At 73.7% G+C, this 17,283-nt stretch carries 15 protein-coding genes; 10 read left to right on the forward strand and 5 right to left on the reverse strand.

The annotated features are described in order from the left end of the window. Positions 1 to 103: 103 nt before the first annotated feature. The gene (mfd, locus tag ACFYST_RS24045; protein WP_387638038.1) at positions 104 to 3,736 is read left to right on the forward strand and encodes a transcription-repair coupling factor; all 3,633 of its coding nucleotides are present in this window, start codon (positions 104 to 106) and stop codon (positions 3,734 to 3,736) included. A 218-nt stretch (positions 3,737 to 3,954) separates the two neighbouring features. Here the strand turns inward: mfd and ACFYST_RS24050 are convergent, their stop codons facing one another. Further along, positions 3,955 to 4,545: a DUF4352 domain-containing protein gene (locus tag ACFYST_RS24050; protein ID WP_387865340.1), complete on the reverse strand. Its 591-nt coding sequence runs from the start codon at positions 4,543 to 4,545 to the stop codon at positions 3,955 to 3,957. A 180-nt stretch (positions 4,546 to 4,725) separates the two neighbouring features. Between ACFYST_RS24050 and ACFYST_RS24055 the strand changes: the two genes are divergently transcribed. The 3 genes from ACFYST_RS24055 (at position 4,726) to ACFYST_RS24065 (ending at position 9,129) form a co-directional block, all read left to right on the forward strand. Beyond that, positions 4,726 to 6,804, forward strand: a complete 2,079-nt coding sequence (locus ACFYST_RS24055; protein ID WP_387865343.1) for an N-6 DNA methylase — start codon at positions 4,726 to 4,728, stop codon at positions 6,802 to 6,804. 220 nt (positions 6,805 to 7,024) lie between these two features. After that, positions 7,025 to 7,561 (forward strand): hypothetical protein, encoded by a 537-nt coding sequence (locus tag ACFYST_RS24060; RefSeq protein WP_387865346.1) that lies wholly within the window; start codon positions 7,025 to 7,027, stop codon positions 7,559 to 7,561. Then, positions 7,558 to 9,129 carry a protein kinase gene (locus ACFYST_RS24065; RefSeq protein ID WP_387865348.1) on the forward strand — a complete coding sequence of 524 codons (1,572 nt, stop codon included), beginning with the start codon at positions 7,558 to 7,560 and terminating at the stop codon, positions 9,127 to 9,129. The genes ACFYST_RS24060 and ACFYST_RS24065 overlap by 4 nt, the downstream gene beginning before the upstream one ends. 94 nt (positions 9,130 to 9,223) lie before the next feature. On the opposite strand, the gene ACFYST_RS24070 is transcribed toward ACFYST_RS24065, so the two are convergent. The 3 genes from ACFYST_RS24070 to ACFYST_RS24080 form a co-directional block, all read right to left on the reverse strand. Further along, entirely contained in the window at positions 9,224 to 9,679 is a 456-nt protein-coding gene (locus tag ACFYST_RS24070; protein ID WP_387638023.1) for a VOC family protein, read from the reverse strand. Positions 9,680 to 9,788: 109 nt separating this feature from the next. Continuing rightward, complete coding sequence (locus ACFYST_RS24075) at positions 9,789 to 11,639, reverse strand: protein kinase (protein WP_387865351.1); 1,851 nt, start codon at positions 11,637 to 11,639, stop codon at positions 9,789 to 9,791. Positions 11,640 to 11,815: 176 nt separating this feature from the next. Beyond that, complete coding sequence (locus ACFYST_RS24080; RefSeq protein WP_387865354.1) at positions 11,816 to 13,615, reverse strand: glycosyl hydrolase family 28-related protein; 1,800 nt, start codon at positions 13,613 to 13,615, stop codon at positions 11,816 to 11,818. Between the two features lie 199 nt (positions 13,616 to 13,814). Between ACFYST_RS24080 and ACFYST_RS24085 the strand changes: the two genes are divergently transcribed. Then, on the forward strand, positions 13,815 to 14,444 hold the full coding sequence (locus ACFYST_RS24085) for a hypothetical protein (RefSeq protein ID WP_387638014.1): 630 nt from the start codon (positions 13,815 to 13,817) through the stop codon (positions 14,442 to 14,444). 22 nt (positions 14,445 to 14,466) lie between these two features. Here ACFYST_RS24085 and ACFYST_RS24090 read toward each other — a convergent pair whose 3' ends face one another. Beyond that, complete coding sequence (locus tag ACFYST_RS24090; protein WP_387638012.1) at positions 14,467 to 14,658, reverse strand: hypothetical protein; 192 nt, start codon at positions 14,656 to 14,658, stop codon at positions 14,467 to 14,469. 161 nt (positions 14,659 to 14,819) lie between these two features. On the opposite strand from ACFYST_RS24090, the gene ACFYST_RS24095 reads away from it, so the two are divergent. The 5 genes from ACFYST_RS24095 (at position 14,820) to ACFYST_RS24115 (ending at position 17,218) form a co-directional block, all read left to right on the forward strand. Further along, a complete protein-coding gene (locus ACFYST_RS24095; RefSeq protein ID WP_387638010.1) occupies positions 14,820 to 15,845 on the forward strand; it encodes a LuxR C-terminal-related transcriptional regulator in 1,026 nt (341 codons plus the stop codon). Positions 15,846 to 16,007: 162 nt separating this feature from the next. Next, positions 16,008 to 16,436: a hypothetical protein gene (locus ACFYST_RS24100; protein ID WP_387638007.1), complete on the forward strand. Its 429-nt coding sequence runs from the start codon at positions 16,008 to 16,010 to the stop codon at positions 16,434 to 16,436. Between the two features lie 83 nt (positions 16,437 to 16,519). Then, positions 16,520 to 16,720: a hypothetical protein gene (locus tag ACFYST_RS24105; RefSeq protein ID WP_387638004.1), complete on the forward strand. Its 201-nt coding sequence runs from the start codon at positions 16,520 to 16,522 to the stop codon at positions 16,718 to 16,720. A gap of 48 nt (positions 16,721 to 16,768) precedes the next feature. Next, complete coding sequence (locus tag ACFYST_RS24110) at positions 16,769 to 16,969, forward strand: hypothetical protein (protein ID WP_387638004.1); 201 nt, start codon at positions 16,769 to 16,771, stop codon at positions 16,967 to 16,969. Positions 16,970 to 17,017: 48 nt separating this feature from the next. Continuing rightward, positions 17,018 to 17,218: a hypothetical protein gene (locus ACFYST_RS24115; RefSeq protein ID WP_387638004.1), complete on the forward strand. Its 201-nt coding sequence runs from the start codon at positions 17,018 to 17,020 to the stop codon at positions 17,216 to 17,218. Positions 17,219 to 17,283 lie beyond the last annotated feature (65 nt).

The following is a 17,283-nucleotide window of genomic DNA, read 5'->3' on the forward strand; positions in this document are numbered from 1 at the left end:
GCGTAGGCTGGACACCCCCCGGGCGCACCGCGTTCCGGGACTGTCGCGCTGCCCGGCGGCCGTCTGCTTCCGGGCCAACTCCCCGCCGTGGAGAACTTGACGTATGAGCCTGTCCGGACTGCTCGATGTCGTCGTACGGGACGCCGCAATCGCCGAGGCGATCGAGGCGGCGGCCACGGGGCACAGGCAGCACCTCGACCTGGTCGGCCCGCCCGCCGCCCGGCCGTTCGCGATCGCGGCGCTGGCCCGTTCGCTGGCCGCCCGGGCCGGTGAGAGCGGCCGCCCGGTGCTGGCGGTCACCGCCACCGGCCGGGAGGCCGAGGACCTCGCCGCCTCGCTGCGCTCGCTGCTGCCGCCCGACGCGGTCGCCGAGTTCCCGGCCTGGGAGACGCTGCCGCACGAGCGGCTCTCCCCCCGCTCGGACACCGTCGGCCGTCGCCTCGCCGTGCTGCGCCGGATCGTCCACCCGCGTGCCGACGACCCCGCCGCGGGGCCGGTGCAGGTGGTGGTCGCCCCCGTGCGCAGCGTGCTGCAGCCGCAGGTGAAGGGCCTGGCCGAACTGGAGCCGGTGGCTCTGCGGCGCGGTGAGCAGCACGACCTGAACGAGGTCGCCCACAAGCTCGCGGCCGCCGCCTACGCCCGGGTCGAACTGGTCGAGAAGCGCGGCGAGTTCGCCGTCCGCGGCGGCATCCTGGACGTCTTCCCGCCGACCGAGGAGCACCCGCTGCGGGTGGAGTTCTGGGGCGACGACGTCGAGGAGATCCGCTACTTCAAGATCGCCGACCAGCGTTCGCTGGAGATCGCCGAGCACGGCCTGTGGGCGCCGCCCTGCCGCGAGCTGCTGCTGACCGACGAGGTGCGCGCCAAGGCCGCCGAACTGGCCGCCCAGCACCCCGAGTTGGGCGAGATCCTGGACAAGATCGCGCAGGGCATCGCGGTCGAAGGCATGGAGTCGCTGGCCCCCGTGCTGGTCGACGACATGGAGCTGCTGCTCGACGTGCTGCCCACCGGCTCGATCGCGGTGGTCTGCGACCCGGAGCGGGTCCGCACCCGGGCCGCGGACCTGGTCGCCACCAGCCAGGAGTTCCTGGCCGCGTCCTGGGTGGCCGCGGCCGCGGGCGCCGACCGGCCGATCGACCTGGAGGCGATCGACGTCTCCGCCGCGTCGCTCCGGTCGCTGGCCGACGTGCGCGAGCACGCCGCCGGGATCGGGCTGCCCTGGTGGTCGGTCAGCCCGTTCGCGACCAGTGACTCGACTGTTTCCGAGATCCTCGCCCGCGGCGGAGCCGCTGATTGGCACGGCGACGCCGACACGCTGACGCTCGGCATGCACGCCGTCGAGGCGTACCGGGGCGACACCGCGCGGGCGATCACCGACGCCCGGGAGCGGCTGGCCGCCGACTGGCGCGTGGTGCTGGTGACGGAGGGCCACGGCCCGGCCGCCCGACTGGCCGAGGTGCTCGGCAACGAGGGCATCCCGGCCCGGCTGGTCGCCGACCTCGGCGAGGCCCCGACCCGGGACGTCGTCTACGTCTCCTGCGGCTCGATCGAGCACGGCTTCGTCGACGAGGCCCTCAAGCTCACCGTCATCACCGAGACCGACCTGTCCGGCCAGAAGTCCTCCACCAAGGACATGCGCCGGATGCCGTCCCGCCGCCGCAACGCCATCGACCCGCTGGCGCTGGCCGCCGGCGACTACGTGGTGCACGAGCAGCACGGCGTCGGCCGGTACGTGGAGATGGTGCAGCGCACCGTGCAGGGCGCCACCCGCGAGTACCTGGTGCTGGAGTACGCGCCCGCCAAGCGCGGCCACCCCGGCGACCGGCTGTTCGTGCCCACCGACCAGCTCGACCAGGTCACCAAGTACGTCGGCGGCGAGGCCCCGACCCTGCACCGCCTCGGCGGCGCGGACTGGGCCAAGACCAAGCAGCGGGCCAAGAAGGCCGTCAAGGAGATCGCCGCCGACCTGATCAAGCTGTACTCGGCCCGCATGGCCGCCCCCGGCCACGCCTTCGGCCAGGACACCCCCTGGCAGCGGGAGCTGGAGGACGCCTTCCCGTACGCCGAGACCCCCGACCAGCTGACCACCATCGGCGAGGTCAAGTCGGACATGGAGAAGTCCGTCCCGATGGACCGGCTGATCTGCGGCGACGTCGGCTACGGCAAGACCGAGATCGCCGTCCGGGCCGCCTTCAAGGCCGTGCAGGACGGCAAGCAGGTGGCCGTCCTGGTGCCGACCACGCTGCTGGTGCAGCAGCACTTCTCGACCTTCGCCGAGCGGTACGCGAACTTCCCGGTCAACGTGAAGGCGCTGTCCCGCTTCCAGACCGACACCGAGGCGAAGGCCGTCCTGGAGGGCCTGTTCGAGGGCTCGGTGGACGTCGTCATCGGCACGCACCGGCTGTTCTCCTCGGAGACCCGGTTCAAGGACCTCGGCCTGGTCATCGTCGACGAGGAGCAGCGCTTCGGCGTCGAGCACAAGGAACAGCTGAAGAAGCTCCGGGCCAACGTGGACGTGCTCACCATGTCCGCCACCCCGATCCCGCGCACCCTGGAGATGGCGGTCACCGGCATCCGCGAGATGTCCACCATCACCACCCCGCCCGAGGAGCGCCACCCCGTCCTCACCTTCGTCGGCCCCTACGACGAGAAGCAGATCTCCGCCGCGATCCGGCGCGAACTGCTGCGCGAGGGCCAGGTGTTCTACATCCACAACCGGGTCGAGTCGATCGACAAGGCCGCCGCGCGGCTCAAGGACCTGGTGCCCGAGGCGCGCGTCGCCACCGCGCACGGGCAGATGGGGGAGACCCAACTCGAAAAGGTCGTCGTCGACTTCTGGGAGAAGGAGTTCGACGTCCTGGTCTCCACCACCATCGTCGAATCCGGCATCGACATCTCCAACGCCAACACCCTGATCGTCGAACGCGGCGACACGTTCGGGCTCTCGCAGCTCCACCAGCTGCGCGGCCGCGTCGGCCGAGGACGCGAACGTGGCTACGCGTACATGCTGTACCCGCCGGAGAAGCCGCTCACCGAGACCGCGCACGAACGCCTCGCCACCATCGCCCAGCACACCGAGATGGGCGCCGGCATGTACGTCGCCATGAAGGACCTGGAGATCCGCGGCGCGGGCAACCTGCTCGGCGGCGAACAGTCCGGCCACATCGCCGGCGTCGGCTTCGACCTCTACATGCGGATGGTCGGCGAAGCCGTCGCCGACTTCCGCCAGTCCCTGGAGAGCGGCGGCGCCGAACCGGAGGAGGAGCCGCTCGAAGTCAAGATCGAACTGCCGGTCGACGCACACGTCCCGCACGACTACGCCCCCGGCGAGCGGCTGCGCCTCCAGGCGTACCGGTCGATCGCGGCCGTCAACTCGGAGGCCGACATCGCGCAGGTCCGCGAGGAACTGACCGACCGCTACGGCAAGCTCCCCGAACCGGTCGAGAACCTCCTGCTGGTGGCCGGCCTGCGACTGTTCGCGCGGCGCTGCGGCATCGGCGACATCACCCTGCAGGGCAACTTCGTCCGCTTCGGGCCGGTCGACCTGCGCGAGTCCCAGCAACTCCGGCTGAACCGGCTCTACCCCCGCACCCAGATCAAGTCGGCGGCCCAGCAGCTGCTGGTGCCCCGGCCCAGCTCCGGCGGACGCATTGGCGGCAAGCCGCTGGTGGGGCGGGAGTTGCTGTCGTGGAGTACGGAGTTCCTGAGCACCATGTTCGACGACCTGAAGCGATAAGGCAGGGGGACTCGCGCGAGGGGTTGGGCGCGAGCGGTTGGGCGCGAAACCAGGGGCGCGGGGAACTGCGCGCAGCGGAAGGCATCCGCCAGCAAGATCGCGACGCGGGCAATGACTTGCCATTGATCGCGACCTTGCTGACGTGCGCTCGTTGCTCGCGCAGTTCCCCGCGCCCCTGGTTTCGCGCCCAACCGCGTTTCGCGCCCGCCTGCGTGCCCTTACAGCTTCCACTGCCCCGTCTGCTGCGCGAAGCCGCTGTCCAGCGCGAACTGGATCTTGTCGAGCTTGGCGTCCGCCGGGATCTCGAAGGTGATGAAGCCGAGCGCGGTCTCGCCGGGGGCGATGTTCGCGGGGACGGGGAACTCGGGGCCGGCCTTGGTGTCGGCGACGGTGGAGCTGTAGCCCTGGCCCTTGTCGTCGAGGACCTTCGCGCTGTTGGCGGGGGCGTCGGCGTAGGCCGCGCTGCCGGTGGCCTTGATCCGGAACTGGACGGAGACGAAGCGCTTGCCGTCGGCGGGCTTGGTGTACTCGTCCGCGCCCTCCGAGTTGTCGACGACCTTCACCAGCGTGACGTCCGCGGTGTTGGACTTCTCCACGCCCTTCAGGCCGATGGTGTCGCCGGGCTTGGCCACCGAGGAGCCGGCCGCCTTGCCCTGGTCGCCGCCGGCGCTGGAGGCGCTCGCGGAGTCGGCGGCCTTGGGGGCGGTGGAGACGGAGTTCTTGTCGGGGCCGCAGGCGGTCGCGGCGGCGAGCAGGCAGGCGCCGAGGAGGACGGCGGCGGTGCGGCGGGTGCTGATGCGGATGGACATGACGGGCTCTCCCCCAGGGATTCTGCGGTGGGCCGGGGTTCCGGCGATGACTCCAGTAAAGCCCCGACTGTGAACAGTGTCAATGAGAGTTCACGAAACGTCTCTGTTCACGTGTGAACGCGTCGGGGTGGCGTCCTGGCTATGCTGTGTGGCCACACCCAGCTGCTGAGGAGCCCGCGCATGTCGGAAAGTCCCGAGGTCACGGCCGCCGAGATCGCCCGGCTCGCCGGGGTCGGCAGGGCCGCCGTGTCCAACTGGCGCCGCCGCCACACCGACTTCCCCCGGCCCGCGGGCGGCACCGAGACCAGCCCGACGTTCCGGCTCGACCAGGTCGAACAGTGGCTCCGCGCGCAGGGGAAACTCGCCGAACTTCCGCTGCTGGAACGGGTCTGGCAGCAGCTGGAGCTGCTCCGCGACCCGTCCGGCTCGGCCGTCGCCCCGCTGGTGACGGCCGGTTCGCTGCTGCTCCTGCTGCACCGCGCCCCGTCCGCGTGGGCCGAACTCGCCGAGCAGCCGGACACCTGGCTGGCCACCGCGCTGCCCAAGGCGCTGCGCCGCACCGTCGGGGCGCTGCTCGGCCCGGACGCGCCCGCGACGCTCGACCTGCCGCTGATCGCCGGTGCCACCCACCTGGACCTGGCCCGGCTGCTGGCCCGGCTGACCGCGGAGAGCGCCCCCGCCGCCGCGTACGAGCAGCTGCTGACCAGGTACACCGAGGCCAACCCCCGCCTCCAGCAGCCGATTCCGGCCCAGACCGCCGCCCTGCTGGCCGCCCTCGCCGGACCGCCGGGCAGCGACCAGGCGGTGCTGGACCCGGCGTGCGGCACCGGCGGGGTGCTGCTCGCCGCCGCGCCCGCCGCGCGCCGCGGGCAGGACGCCGACCCGGGCCTGGCCGGCGTCGCACTGCTGCGCCTCGCGCTGGCCGCCCCCGCCGACCTCCCCGGCCCGCTGCCGGTGGACGTCCGGGCCGGGGACGCGCTGCGCGCCGACGCCTTCCCGGGGCTGGCCGCCGACGCCGTGCTGTGCCGGCCGCCGTACAACGAACGCGACTGGGGCCACGACCAGTTGCAGTACGACAGCCGCTGGCCCGGCGGGGTGGTGCCGCCGCGCGGCGAGTCCGAACTGGCCTGGGTGCTGCACTGCCTGGCGCACACCCGCCCCGGCGGGACGGCTGTCCTGCTGCTGCCGCCCACCGTCGCGTCCCGCCGGGCCGGCCGCCGGGTGCGGGCCGAACTCGTCCGCTCGGGCGCGCTGCGAGCCGTGATCGCGCTGCCCGCCGGCGTCGCCCCGCCCTACGGCGTGCCGCTGCACGTGTGGGTGCTGCGCGGACCCGAGCCCGGCGACGACTTCCGGCACCTGCTGCTGCTGGACGCCGCTGCCGACGGAGGCCGGGAACGGATCGACCGCACCGCGCTCCAGCAGGACGTCCTGACGGCGTGGCAGGCGTTCGACACCGCCGCCCGCACCGGCGGCCCGCTGCCCGCCGACCGGCCCGGCCGCTCCCGGGCCGTGCCCGCGCTCGACCTGCTGGACGACGAGACCGACCTCACCCCCGCCCGCCACCTGCCCGCCCTGCCCGCCGAGGCCGCCCCCGACGCACTCACCGCCCTGCGCGAACACCTGGCCGCCGAACTCGCCCGGCTCGCCGACCTGGACGCCGCCCTCCCCGCCCTCGCCGCCACGGGCGCGGCCGCACCCCCGCAGGTCAGCATCGGCGAACTCGCCCGCTCCGGCGCGCTCGAGGTGCACTCCTCCGGCCAGGGCGCCCCCGCCCGCCCCGGCGGCCGCACCCCGCTGCTCACCGACCAGGACCTCCAGGCCGCCGCCCCACCGAGCGCCGCCACCGACGCTTCGGACGCGCTGACGATCCGCCACGGTGACGTGCTGGTACCGGCGTTGGGCGGCGAGGGCGCACAGGCGGTGCGCCCCGGCAGCCCCTACGCGGGCGCCGCACTCGGGGCCCGGCTCCACCTGCTCCGGCCCGACCCCGCACTGCTCGACCCCGACTTCCTGGCCGGCCAGCTCCGCGCTACCGGCGCCGGCCGACGCGCCAGTAGCTACGCATCCACCACCAGCCGCCTCGACATCCGCCGGGTCGAAGTCCCGCGCGTCCCGGTCGAGCAGCAGCGCGCCCTGGGCGCCGCGTTCCGCCAACTCGCCGACTACGAGGCCGCCCTGACCCGCACCACCACCGAGGCCCGCACCCTGACCCGCGCCCTCACCGACGCCCTCGCGGCCGGAACGGCGAAGCCATCCTGACGCGCGCTGGGGAACGGCGAAGCCGTTCAGGGGCTCGTGGGGGCACCTCCCAGCCCCCAAGGGCTGGGGGAGAACGGCGAGGGCGAGTCTGCGGAGGACCAGCGGGGCGGGTGAGGTCCCGCCGTTTCCGGTCCCCGTCTTTGACCCGCCATCAGTCGTGGCAGCAGCTTCCGGTGGGGGTAGCGTGTGCGCAGCACATTCCCGTCGTCGAGGAGCGTCCATGCCCGCCCGCGCCGTCTCCGGCCCGCCCCGGATCTGGGTGACGCTGCTGTGCGCGGCGGTGCCGGTGCTGACCCTCGGGATGCTCGGCATGGTGCCCTCGCTGGTGCTGGCGGTCGGGCGGCGGCGCCGGGCCGACATCGTCGGCGCGGTCGTCATCGGGCTGATGCAGCTGGGGTTGTACGTGGGTGCCGGGCTGACCCCGGAGGGCGGGACGATCAACAACCTGGTGGGTCTGCTGCTGCTGCTCCCGCTGTTCCTCGGCACGCCGGTGCACTACCTGCTGATGAACCAGCGCCGGTTCTGGCCGCAGGCCGTGGCCACCCCGCCGCCGTACCCGTACCCGGCGTACCCCGGGTACTCGGCGTCGGCCCCGACGTACCCCTCCGGCACCCCGTACCCCTACCCGGCCCCGGCCCCGGTCGCGCAGCCCGCCACCCCGCCGCCCGCTGCCGCACCGGGTGGCGCGACCGGCACCGCCGAGCTGCGCGAGCTCGGTGAGCTGCTGCGCCGTCAGGCCGGGGACGGGCAGCCGTGAGCCGCACCGTCGGTGGGCGGTACGTGCTCGAGGAGAAGATCGGGCACGGCGGGATGGGGCAGGTCTGGGCGGCCCGGGACCAGCAGTTGGGGCGGCAGGTCGCGGTGAAGCTGCTGCGCGCCGACGCGGTGCCGGACCAGGCCGGGCGCGGCGACAGCCAGGGCGAGCTGCTGCGGCAGCGGTTCCTGCGCGAGTGCCGAATAGGCGCGTCCCTCGACCACCCGGGCCTGGTCACCGTGTACGACGCGGGCGCCGACGGGGACGAGCTCTACCTGGTGATGCAGCGGGTCCCCGGGATGAGCCTGGCCGACCTGATCGCCGAGGAGGGCCCGCTCGACGTTGTTCGGGCCGTCGCGGTCGCCGGGCAGCTGTGCGCCGCGCTGTCCGCCGTGCACGGGGTGGGGGTGGTCCACCGGGACCTGAAGCCGAGCAATGTGATGGTCCGTCCGGACGGGCGGGTGATCCTGCTCGACCTCGGCATCGCCGCCGCCATCGACCCCACCGCCACCCGGCTCACCCTCACCGGCAGTCCGATCGGCAGCCCCGCCTACATGGCCCCCGAGCAGGCCATGGCCGCCGACACCGACCGACGCAGCGACCTGTACGCGCTCGGCTGCATGCTGCACGAGATGCTGGCCGGCGGCCCCCCGTTCCCCGCACCCACCGCGCTCGGCGTGCTGCGCCGCCAGCTCGACGACCCGCCGCAGCCGTTGCGCGGCCTGCGTCTCGAAGTCCCGCCCGCACTGGAGAAGTTGGTGCTGTGGCTGCTCGCCAAGCAGCCCGACCACCGGCCGGTCGACGCGGCCGAGGTGCACGCCCTGCTGATGCCGCTGCTGCCCGCCCCGACCGGCCGCCCGCGCACCCGGCTGCCCGCCATCCCCGACCCGGCGGACCCGTACCGCTACCCGCACCACCCGGAGCCCGCCGGGGGAGCCGAACTGCCGCCGCCGGAGCCGGTGTTCATGCCTGCCGTGCCGCCGCCCGTCCGGTTCGAGCAGCCGCCCGGGCAGGAGACCCTGGCCGTGGCCTGCGCCCGGCTCTCCGACCTGGTCGCGGCGGGCCGGCACGGCGAGGTGCTCGAGCTGTCCGCACGGCTGCTGCCCCGGGCCGTCGCCGAGCAGGGCGAGGCCGCGCCGCTGGTGAAGACGGTGCGGGCGATCCGGGCCCGCACGCTGCTCGCCGAACGGCAGTGGGCCGAGGCGCTGCCCGAACTGCGCGTGCTGGCCGCCGCCGCGGCGGCCGAGCGAGACCCGGCCGCGCTCGACCACCGCCGCCACGCGGCCCGCTGCCTGGAGCAGCTCGGCCTCACCCGCGAGGCCCTCGCCGAGTACCAGGCCGTCCTCGCGTCCCTGCCGCCCGGCTCCGCGCACGCCCCTGAACTGCGCGAACGCATCGGCCTGTTGCTCGCCGCCACCGGCCACGTCGAGGCGGCCTGGCAGAGCCTGCTGGAACTCCTGCTGGAGACCGAGCGCCGTCAGGGCCCGCACCACCCCGACGTCCGCCGCCTGCGCGCGCACCTGGAGCAGCTCGGCAGCCACCGCACCACCACCAATCCGTACGCGACCTGACCGGGGAGCCGGCCCTGCGGCCTGTATCGGAAGTGGATCCCGGGCGGTGAACGATCGCGGTGCGGGCCGACCGGGCACACACTCGCGACGGTCCTCAGACGACGTCGAACTCGTTGCCCTCGGGATCCCGCATGGCCGCGGCGTACAGCCCCATGCTCGGCTCGTCCCTGATCTCCAGCACGGTGGCACCGGCCTCGACCAGCTGATCCACTGCGGCCCTGACCCGCTGCGCGCGGACGTCCAGCGGGACGTCACGACCGCCACCGACCGTGAGGTCGAAGTGCCACCGGTTCTTGACGGTCTTCGGCTCCGGCACCTGCTGGAACCACACGCGCGGTCCACGACCCGCCGGATCGACGATCGACTCAGGAATGTCGCCGGCCCCGGCCGGCAACTCCTCCGCAGGCACCCCTATCGCCTCCCAGTAGGCGCGCCACGTGGCGTGCCCGTCGGGTGCGGGCTCGGGCACATAGCCCAGGGCCTGCGCCCAGAAGGCCACCATCCGCTGCGGATCGGAGCAGTCGATCGTCAGCTGCATTGTCATCTCCATGCCCGGAGCCTCCCAGACGGATCTGACGGATCTGACGGTCGATTCCGGCGTCGCCGCTGTGGGCGCCGAGACCGACCGCGACGATCCGCCGTCGCCGCGGCGGGGGCTGTCAGCCCGCCGGGGGGATGCGCCATTGCTGGGTGGTGTTGCCCGGGGTGCAGTTCTCCATGGTGGCCGCGTTGCCGGAGCCGTTGTCGGTCAGGCAGAGGCTGGCCATGTAGTCCTTGAGGTAGTACGCGCCCGGCGTGGGCGCCTGGACCACCGACCAGCTGGTCAGGACGTTGAATCCGGAGCGGAGGGTGACTGCCGTCCCGGTGGCGTTCTGGACCAGGATCGGCTTGCTCATGTTGCAGGGGTACAGCGTGTACCAGCCGCCCGGGTCCGGGCCGGAGCGGTACCAGCCGAACGAGGTGTTGCGGTCCATCACCGCCGCCGTGCCGCCCGCCAGGGTGTTCGCCGCCAGGCCGAGCCGCTGTCCGCTGCCCACCGAGGTCAGGTATCCCCAGCCGGCGCCCCCGCAGCCTGCGGGGGGTCCGGGGGTCGTGCCGCCGTTGGCGGGTGGCGTGTTCGGCGGGGCGGTGGTGCCACCGGGTTGCTGATTGCCACCGCCGTTGCTGCCACCACCGTTGCCACCGCCACCGTTGCTGCTGCTGCCTCCGCCGCCGGTTCCGCCACCGCCGGTTCCCCCGCCGCCCTGGGTCGGGCGGGTCTCGGTGGTGCCCGGCTGGTCGGACGAGGGCTGTTGCGGGCCGGGGGAGGGCGAGTCGGAGGCCGGGGCCGGGGCCGGGGCGGAGGCGGACGGCGAGGCGGACCCGGGCGGGCCGCCCGACGTCGACGCCACCGGGAGGGGCGATCCGCCGCCGGGTGCCGAGACCGGGCCGGAACCCGTCTGCGAGGTGTCGGACTTCCACGGCGCGGCCTGGACCAGGAAGACGCCGCCCGTGCCCAGGGAGATCACCACCGGCACGACGATCGGCAGCAGCAGCCGGCGCCGCCGGCTCTCCGGGGGAGGGGTCTCCGCGGTCCGCGCGCCGGTGTCCGCCGGAGGGGCGGCCGGGACGGTGCTCGGCGTCGGGCTGTCCGGCACGGTGGCCAGCAGCGTGTCCGCCGCCACCGCCTTTGCCGAGGCCGGAAGTTCGGCCGCCGAGCGCGCCGCCGCGGCCATCGCCGCCGCGTCCGGGAAGCGGTCCGCCGGGTCCTTGGCGAGCGCCCGCGCGACGAACGCCCGCACCGGCGCCGGGAACGCCTCGGCCAGTCCCGGCGGCGGCTGCTGGAGGTGCTTGACCACCACCTCCAGCACTGTTTCACCCGTGAACGGCGGTTGCCCCGTGAGCAGTTCGAAGCAGACCACACCGATCGAGTACAGGTCGGAGCGGGGCGTGACGGCCTGGCCGCCGGCCTGCTCCGGCGCCGCGTACAGGGCCGTGCCCAGCACCGAGTGGGTGGTCGTCAGCCGGGTGCCCGCCAACGCCCGGGCTATCCCGAAGTCCGTGACCACCACGCCGCCGTCGTCCCGCACCATCAGGTTCGACGGCTTCAGGTCCCGGTGCACGATGTCCCGCGCGTGCGCGGCGTGCAGCGCGTCCAGCGCCTCCGCGACCAGCCCCAGCGCCCGGGCCGGCACCATCGGGCCGTCCTGCGCCAGCACCAGGTGCAGCGGGCGGCCCTCGATCAGCTCCATCACGATGTACGTCGCCCGGACGTCGGTGGTCTCGGCCGGCTCGCAGTAGTCGATCACCTGGACGATGCCCGGATGCCGCACCGTCGCCAGGATCCGGGCCTCGCGCCGGAACCGCTCGATGAAGTCCTGCTCGTCACCCAGCCCCGGATGCATCACCTTGATCGCGACTGCCCGGCCCAGTACCCCGTCCTCGGCCCGCCAGACCTCGCCCATGCCGCCACTGCCCAGCCGCTCACCGAGCGTGTAGCGCCCGCCCAGTACTGTGCCCGGTCCCCACATCCCGCTTCCCCCATGAATCGGGCTGACATGACATCTCGTCAAGAGTCCCAAGCTTTCCGGACCTGCGACACCCGCCCGCCGTCAATCCCGCTCCTCGTTGCCGAACTGCGACCTGCGACCTGCGGTGTCCGGGTCCGACCGGGCCGAAGCCGACCACCAGGTCGACGGAGTGCGGTCTACCGCAGTGCCACCCAGAACGAGCTGGTCGAGTTGGCGGCCTGGCCGAACGTCACCTTCGCGGGCAGCCCGGTCTGGCCGGTGCCGTACTGGCCGTAGCGCGGCGGCTGGCCGGGGAGGCCCACGTTGATGGCCGTGGTGGAGAGGAAGGAGCCGCGGCCGAAGCCGGGGCTTGTGGCGCCGTTGGTGAGCAGGGCCACCCAGTACGAGCCGGCGGGCAGGACGGCGGGCACGCCGGCGGTCCTGGTCAGCGGGACGGTCTTCAGGCCGGTCCCGGTCCAGTCGGCACTCTGGTCCGCGCTGCTCGCCAGCAGCGACCCGTCCGCCCCGTACAGGCCCACCAGGTTCTGGCCGGCCGTCAGCCCGGCGCCGGCGCCGGTGACGGCGACCAGCGCCGCGGAGACCTGCTGCGGGGTGCGCAGCAGGACCCGGACCAGCTGGATCGTCCCGGGCGTCGGCACCCCGGTGCTGCCGAGCGAGGACGGGTCGAACGCCCAGGTCAGCAGCCCCTGATCGGCGGGCTGCGGGGTCGGGTCGAGCAGCGGGGTGACGACTCCCGCGCTCGCGAAGGACAGCTGGTCGGGGCCGCTGCGCAGCCCGTCGGAGGGGTTCCAGGCGGTGGCGTTGTTCTGATACGTGCCGGTGATCAGGTTCGGTCCGGTGCTCAGCCGGCCCTGCCCGTCCCAGTTGACCGCCTGCCCGCCCGCGATCGTGGACAGCGCCGCGGCCTGCAGGCCCACCGAGGACGAAGTGGCCACGGTGAGGCCGTAGTACGGGGACTCCTTCGTCGCCTTGTCGTCGCGGAACGCCGTGACCACCATGCCGGTCAGCAGGACGGGCGCGGTGCAGCCGGTGATGCTGACGCCGGAGAACCGGCCGCCCGCGGTGCTGCCGTCCCGGCGGGCGCAGCAGCCGTCGAACTGGACCGCGGCCACGCCGCCGATCCGCTCCAGGTGGAAGCCGTCCTGCTCGTTCTGGTCGGTGGTGCAGGCGGTGAGGACGACCGCGCCGATCGGCTGGTCGTCCGTCCACTCGAAGCCGTGCCGCGCGCTGTGTTCGGAACGGCACTGCGCGAACTGGTTGTTGCTGGACCGGACGAGCCGCCAGCCGGACCCTCCGCTGCGGTACGCCAGGCAGCCGGTGAACTGGCTGTCCCGGGCGTCCAGTTCGAAGCCGTTCCCCTGGGTGCCCCAGGTGCCGACCTGGCGGAACCGGACGGTGGTCGGGGCCTTGCCGTTCGCCGCGAGCAGCCGGATCCCGGCGCCCTTGGTCTGCGTCACCTGGACGTTCTCCACCAGCAGTTGGGAGACCGCCCCGACCACGTCCAGGCCGACTGCCGTCCCGGGCGGGGCGTCCGCCGCGCGCAGCGTGAGGTCGCGGATCGACACCGCGATGTTCTCGCCCCGGCTGTCGTCGATCAGCATCAACTGGTTGCCGGAGAAAGACGGCGAGGCGTTGATCACCGTCTCCCGGGAACCGCCGCCCGAGTACCAGGACGAGCCGCTGCCCTGGATCCGCACGCCGGTCGGTACCACCAGCGGCGACGAGATCAGGTAGTTGCCGGTCGGCAGGACCACCACGCCGCCCGGACCGGCATCGTTCAACGCCTTCTGCAGCGCCGGCGCGTCGTCGCCCGTGCCGTCGCCCTTGGCCTGGTAGGCCACCTTGACGTCGATCCAGCCCAGCGGCCGGGCCGGGTCGGCGACGGCCGCCGCCGCGCTCCCGGTGCCCGCCATCGTCGCCGCGCCGACTCCCGCGCCGGCCGCGGCGACCCGCAGCAGGTTCCGTCGAGTGGTCATGTTCCGTGTCCCCCAGGTGAGTAGGCCGAATCGCGGCAGATCCTAGGCGAACGTTCGTCCACCCCGGGGAGCGGTGGACGATCTCGGACGGGGGACCTGCGCGCGGGGTCTGGCACCAGGGGACGGGGCTCCCTATTGTTCGTCCCAGCCACGTACGCGAAGCACCACCGGAACGCGCTCCATCGACCAGGAGGCCCCAGTGACCCGCACCAGCTCCGTCCGCCGACTGCGCGCCGCACTCGGCGTGACAGTCGCCGCCGCCGCGCTCTCCGCCTGTGGCGGGGCGCCGGCGCACCAGGGGGCCGCCGCCGTGGTCGGCGACGAGCGGATCACCATCGCGCAGGTGCAGGCCAGGATGTCGGCGGTCCGCGCGGGCGGCGCCGGGCAGGCCGGCGGGCAGGCGGCGAACGAACAGTCCGGGCTGGTCAGGCACACCGTCAACGAGCTGATCTTCGACAAGGTGATCGGCCGGGCGCTGGCGGACCGCCGGCTGAAGGTCGACGCGAGCGAGATCGGCGCGGCCCGGGCCGCGGACAGCCGCACCGTGGGCGGCGACGCCAAGTTGGCCGAACTGCTGCGGGTCAAGCAGGGCGTCCCGGCCGACGGGATCGACGACTTCTACCGCCAGCAGCTCGGCCTCACCAAGCTGGCCGGCGGCCAGGACCCGACCGGCGCCGCCGGTGACGCCGCGATCCGCAAGGCCCTGGTGGACGCGGGCACCGCGCTGCACATCCAGGTCAACCCGCGCTACGGGACGTGGGACACTGCCCGGATCGGACTCACCGACACCAACGACAACTGGCTGCCGATGAACGTCCGCCCGCTCTGATCCGGGCCCGCTCCGCTCCGGCTCAGTACAACTCGGGCTGGCACAGCGGCAGTTCGCAGCTGCCGCCCCAGGAGGTGTCGCCGGTCGGGCTCGCGCCGTCGGCCCGCACGGCCGCCGCCGGGCCGGACTGCGCCGCCGCGATCACCGCGGGGGCCGCGCCGGCCAGGGCGAGCAGCAGACCGGCGAACGCGACGGTGCGAGCGAACCGCTTCATGGCAGAGTCCTCCTGAGGACGGGAAGAGACGGGGATCTCGGTGTCCGGGCTTTCAACCAAGGCCCGGCGCCTGGGAACTAGCATGGCGACCGCCGGGTGCCCGAACCATCGTGCAGCCACCTCACCAACTGCTCTGGCAGCAAGATGACCGAGGGACGAAAATGGACCTATCGGCCCAAGCTCCGTGCGCCGGAGCCGAGTTCGCGCCCGATCCGGCCGACGCCGCGGCCTACTCCTGGGTGCTGGAACACGGCCGCCTCGACCCCGACGCGCTGGCCGGACACCTCGCCCGCCAAGGGCTCGACCCGGCCGCCGCCACCACCGCCCTGGACCGCCTGGCCGCCTGGCAGCTGCTCCAGCCCGACCCGGCCGACCCCGGCCGCTGCCGGGCCCTGCCCCCGCAGACCGCGATCGCCGCACTCGCCGCCCCCGTCGAGGCCGAGATCCAGCGCAGCCGCGCCGAACTCGCCCACCGCCAGGCCCAGGTGGCCGGTTTCCTGGCCTACCACCGGCAGGTCCGGGAGACCGGCGGAGCGGGCGAGATCGAGGTGATCGGCGACCTCCAGGACGTCCGCGACGCCCTCGACCGGGCCTCCGCCGAATGCCGCAGCGAAGTGCTCACCAGCCAGCCCGGCGGCGGCTCCCGCGTCCCCGCCGCGATGGAGGAGGCCCTGCGCCGCGACCGCGCCCTGCTCGGCCGAGGGGTCCGGATGCGCACCCTCTACCACCACACCGCCCGCTTCAACGGCCCCAGCCAGGCCTACGTGGAGGCCGCCACCGCCCTCGGCGCCGAATACCGCACAGCGCACGAGCTGTTCGGCCGCCTCATCGTCTTCGACCGCGAACTCGCCTTCCTCCCCCTCAGTGACGGCACCTGGGGCGCGCTGGTGGTCCGGCAGGAAGCGCTGCTGGCCTACCTCTGCGGCATCTTCGAACAGGCCTGGTCGCTTGCCCGCCCGTTCGCCGCCGCCGCCGAGGACGGCCTCGAACAGGTCTCCCAGGAACTCGACCGCACCATCGTCCGCATGCTCGCCGCCGGCCTCAAGGACGAGGCCATCGCCCGCCGCCTCGGCATGTCACTGCGCACCGCACGCCGCCACATCGCCGACATCATGGACGAGTTGGGCGCCGAGAGCCGCTTCCAGGCCGGCGCCGCCGCCGCCCGGGCCGGCCTGCTCGACGACTGACTCGCCCCGCCTCCGCGTGTCACGCGGTCCCGGGACCGGCCACCCGTTACCGGCCGCCCGGGACCGCCAAGCCGTGACTGTCCGTCAATTCCGCCGCGCCGCACCATTGATGTCAGCGGGGCACACCGGGCCCCACCGGACAGCGGAACGGAGGTGGCGACAGTGCACTGGGGACAGGACGAAGACCGTCCGGCCGACCCGGAACGCGAGGTCGTCGCCTTCCTGAACCGCCGACTCGGCACCGGCCCGGCACTCCTGTGGACCGAAGGCGAACACCCCGGCGGCAACCCGCCGGACGCCGCCCCGGCGCACGGCGCGGCCCACTGGGCCGAGACCCTGCGTCACCACCTCGGCCGCCCCGTCGAACCCGCCCCGAGCCGGCCCGTCCGGCGGCTCGCCGCCCCGGAGGACAGCAGCCTGCTGCTCTTCCAGCACCACGGCGGAAGCCGGGTTCACCCCACCGGCCTCGGAACCCACCAGGGCGTCCGGCTCCTCCCCGGCCACTGGCTGCTGCTGCCCCCCGGCTGCGGCTGCGACCTCCAGTGCCGCCCCGGCGCCGAACCCCTGGCCCTGCGGATCCCGACCGTCTGACCCCCGCGCCGCACCCGTGGGCGGAACACGCCCCGAGCGGCCCGATTCATCCCGATTCATCCCCTCCCCGAAGGAGTCCTGTCATGGGTGTTCAGAGCACCGAGTCCGCTTCGAAGTTCGCTGCGCTGGCCCGTCAGGCCGCGCTGTCGGTGGCGGTTGCTGCCGCTGTGGGTGGTGCGGTGTTCGCGCCGGCCGTGTCGGCGCAGGCCGCGACCGCCCCGTCGGTGAGCGCGGGCCACGCGACCACCGACGGTTGCGGCGCGTGCTACCCGGACGTCATCTGATCCACCTCTCTCCCGTCGTCCCCGAGTCGATCAATTAGGAGTCCTGTCATGGGTGTTCAGAGCACCGAGTCCGCGTCGAAGTTCGCCGCGCTGGCCCGTCAGGCCGCGCTGTCGGTGGCGGTTGCTGCTGCTGTGGGTGGTGCGGTGTTCGCGCCGGCCGTGTCGGCGCAGGCCGCGACCGCCCCGTCGGTGAGCGCCGGTCACGCGACCACCGACGGCTGCGGCGCGTGCTACCCGGACGTCATCTGATCCACCTCTCTCCCGCCGTCCTCGAACCGATCAATTAGGAGTCCTGTCATGGGTGTTCAGAGCACCGAGTCCGCTTCGAAGTTCGCCGCGCTGGCCCGTCAGGCCGCGCTGTCGGTGGCCGTCGCTGCTGCTGTGGGTGGTGCGGTGTTCGCGCCGGCCGTGTCGGCGCAGGCCGCGACCGCCCCGTCCGTGAGCGCCGGTCACGCGACCACCGACGGTTGCGGCGCGTGCTACCCGGACGTCATCTGATCCACCTCTCTCCCGCCGTCCTCGAACCGATCAATTAGGAGTCCTGTCATGGGTGTTCAGAGCAC

It is taken from the genome of Kitasatospora sp. NPDC004614, from assembly GCF_042873675.1.
Classification (GTDB): Bacteria; Actinomycetota; Actinomycetes; order Streptomycetales; family Streptomycetaceae; genus Kitasatospora.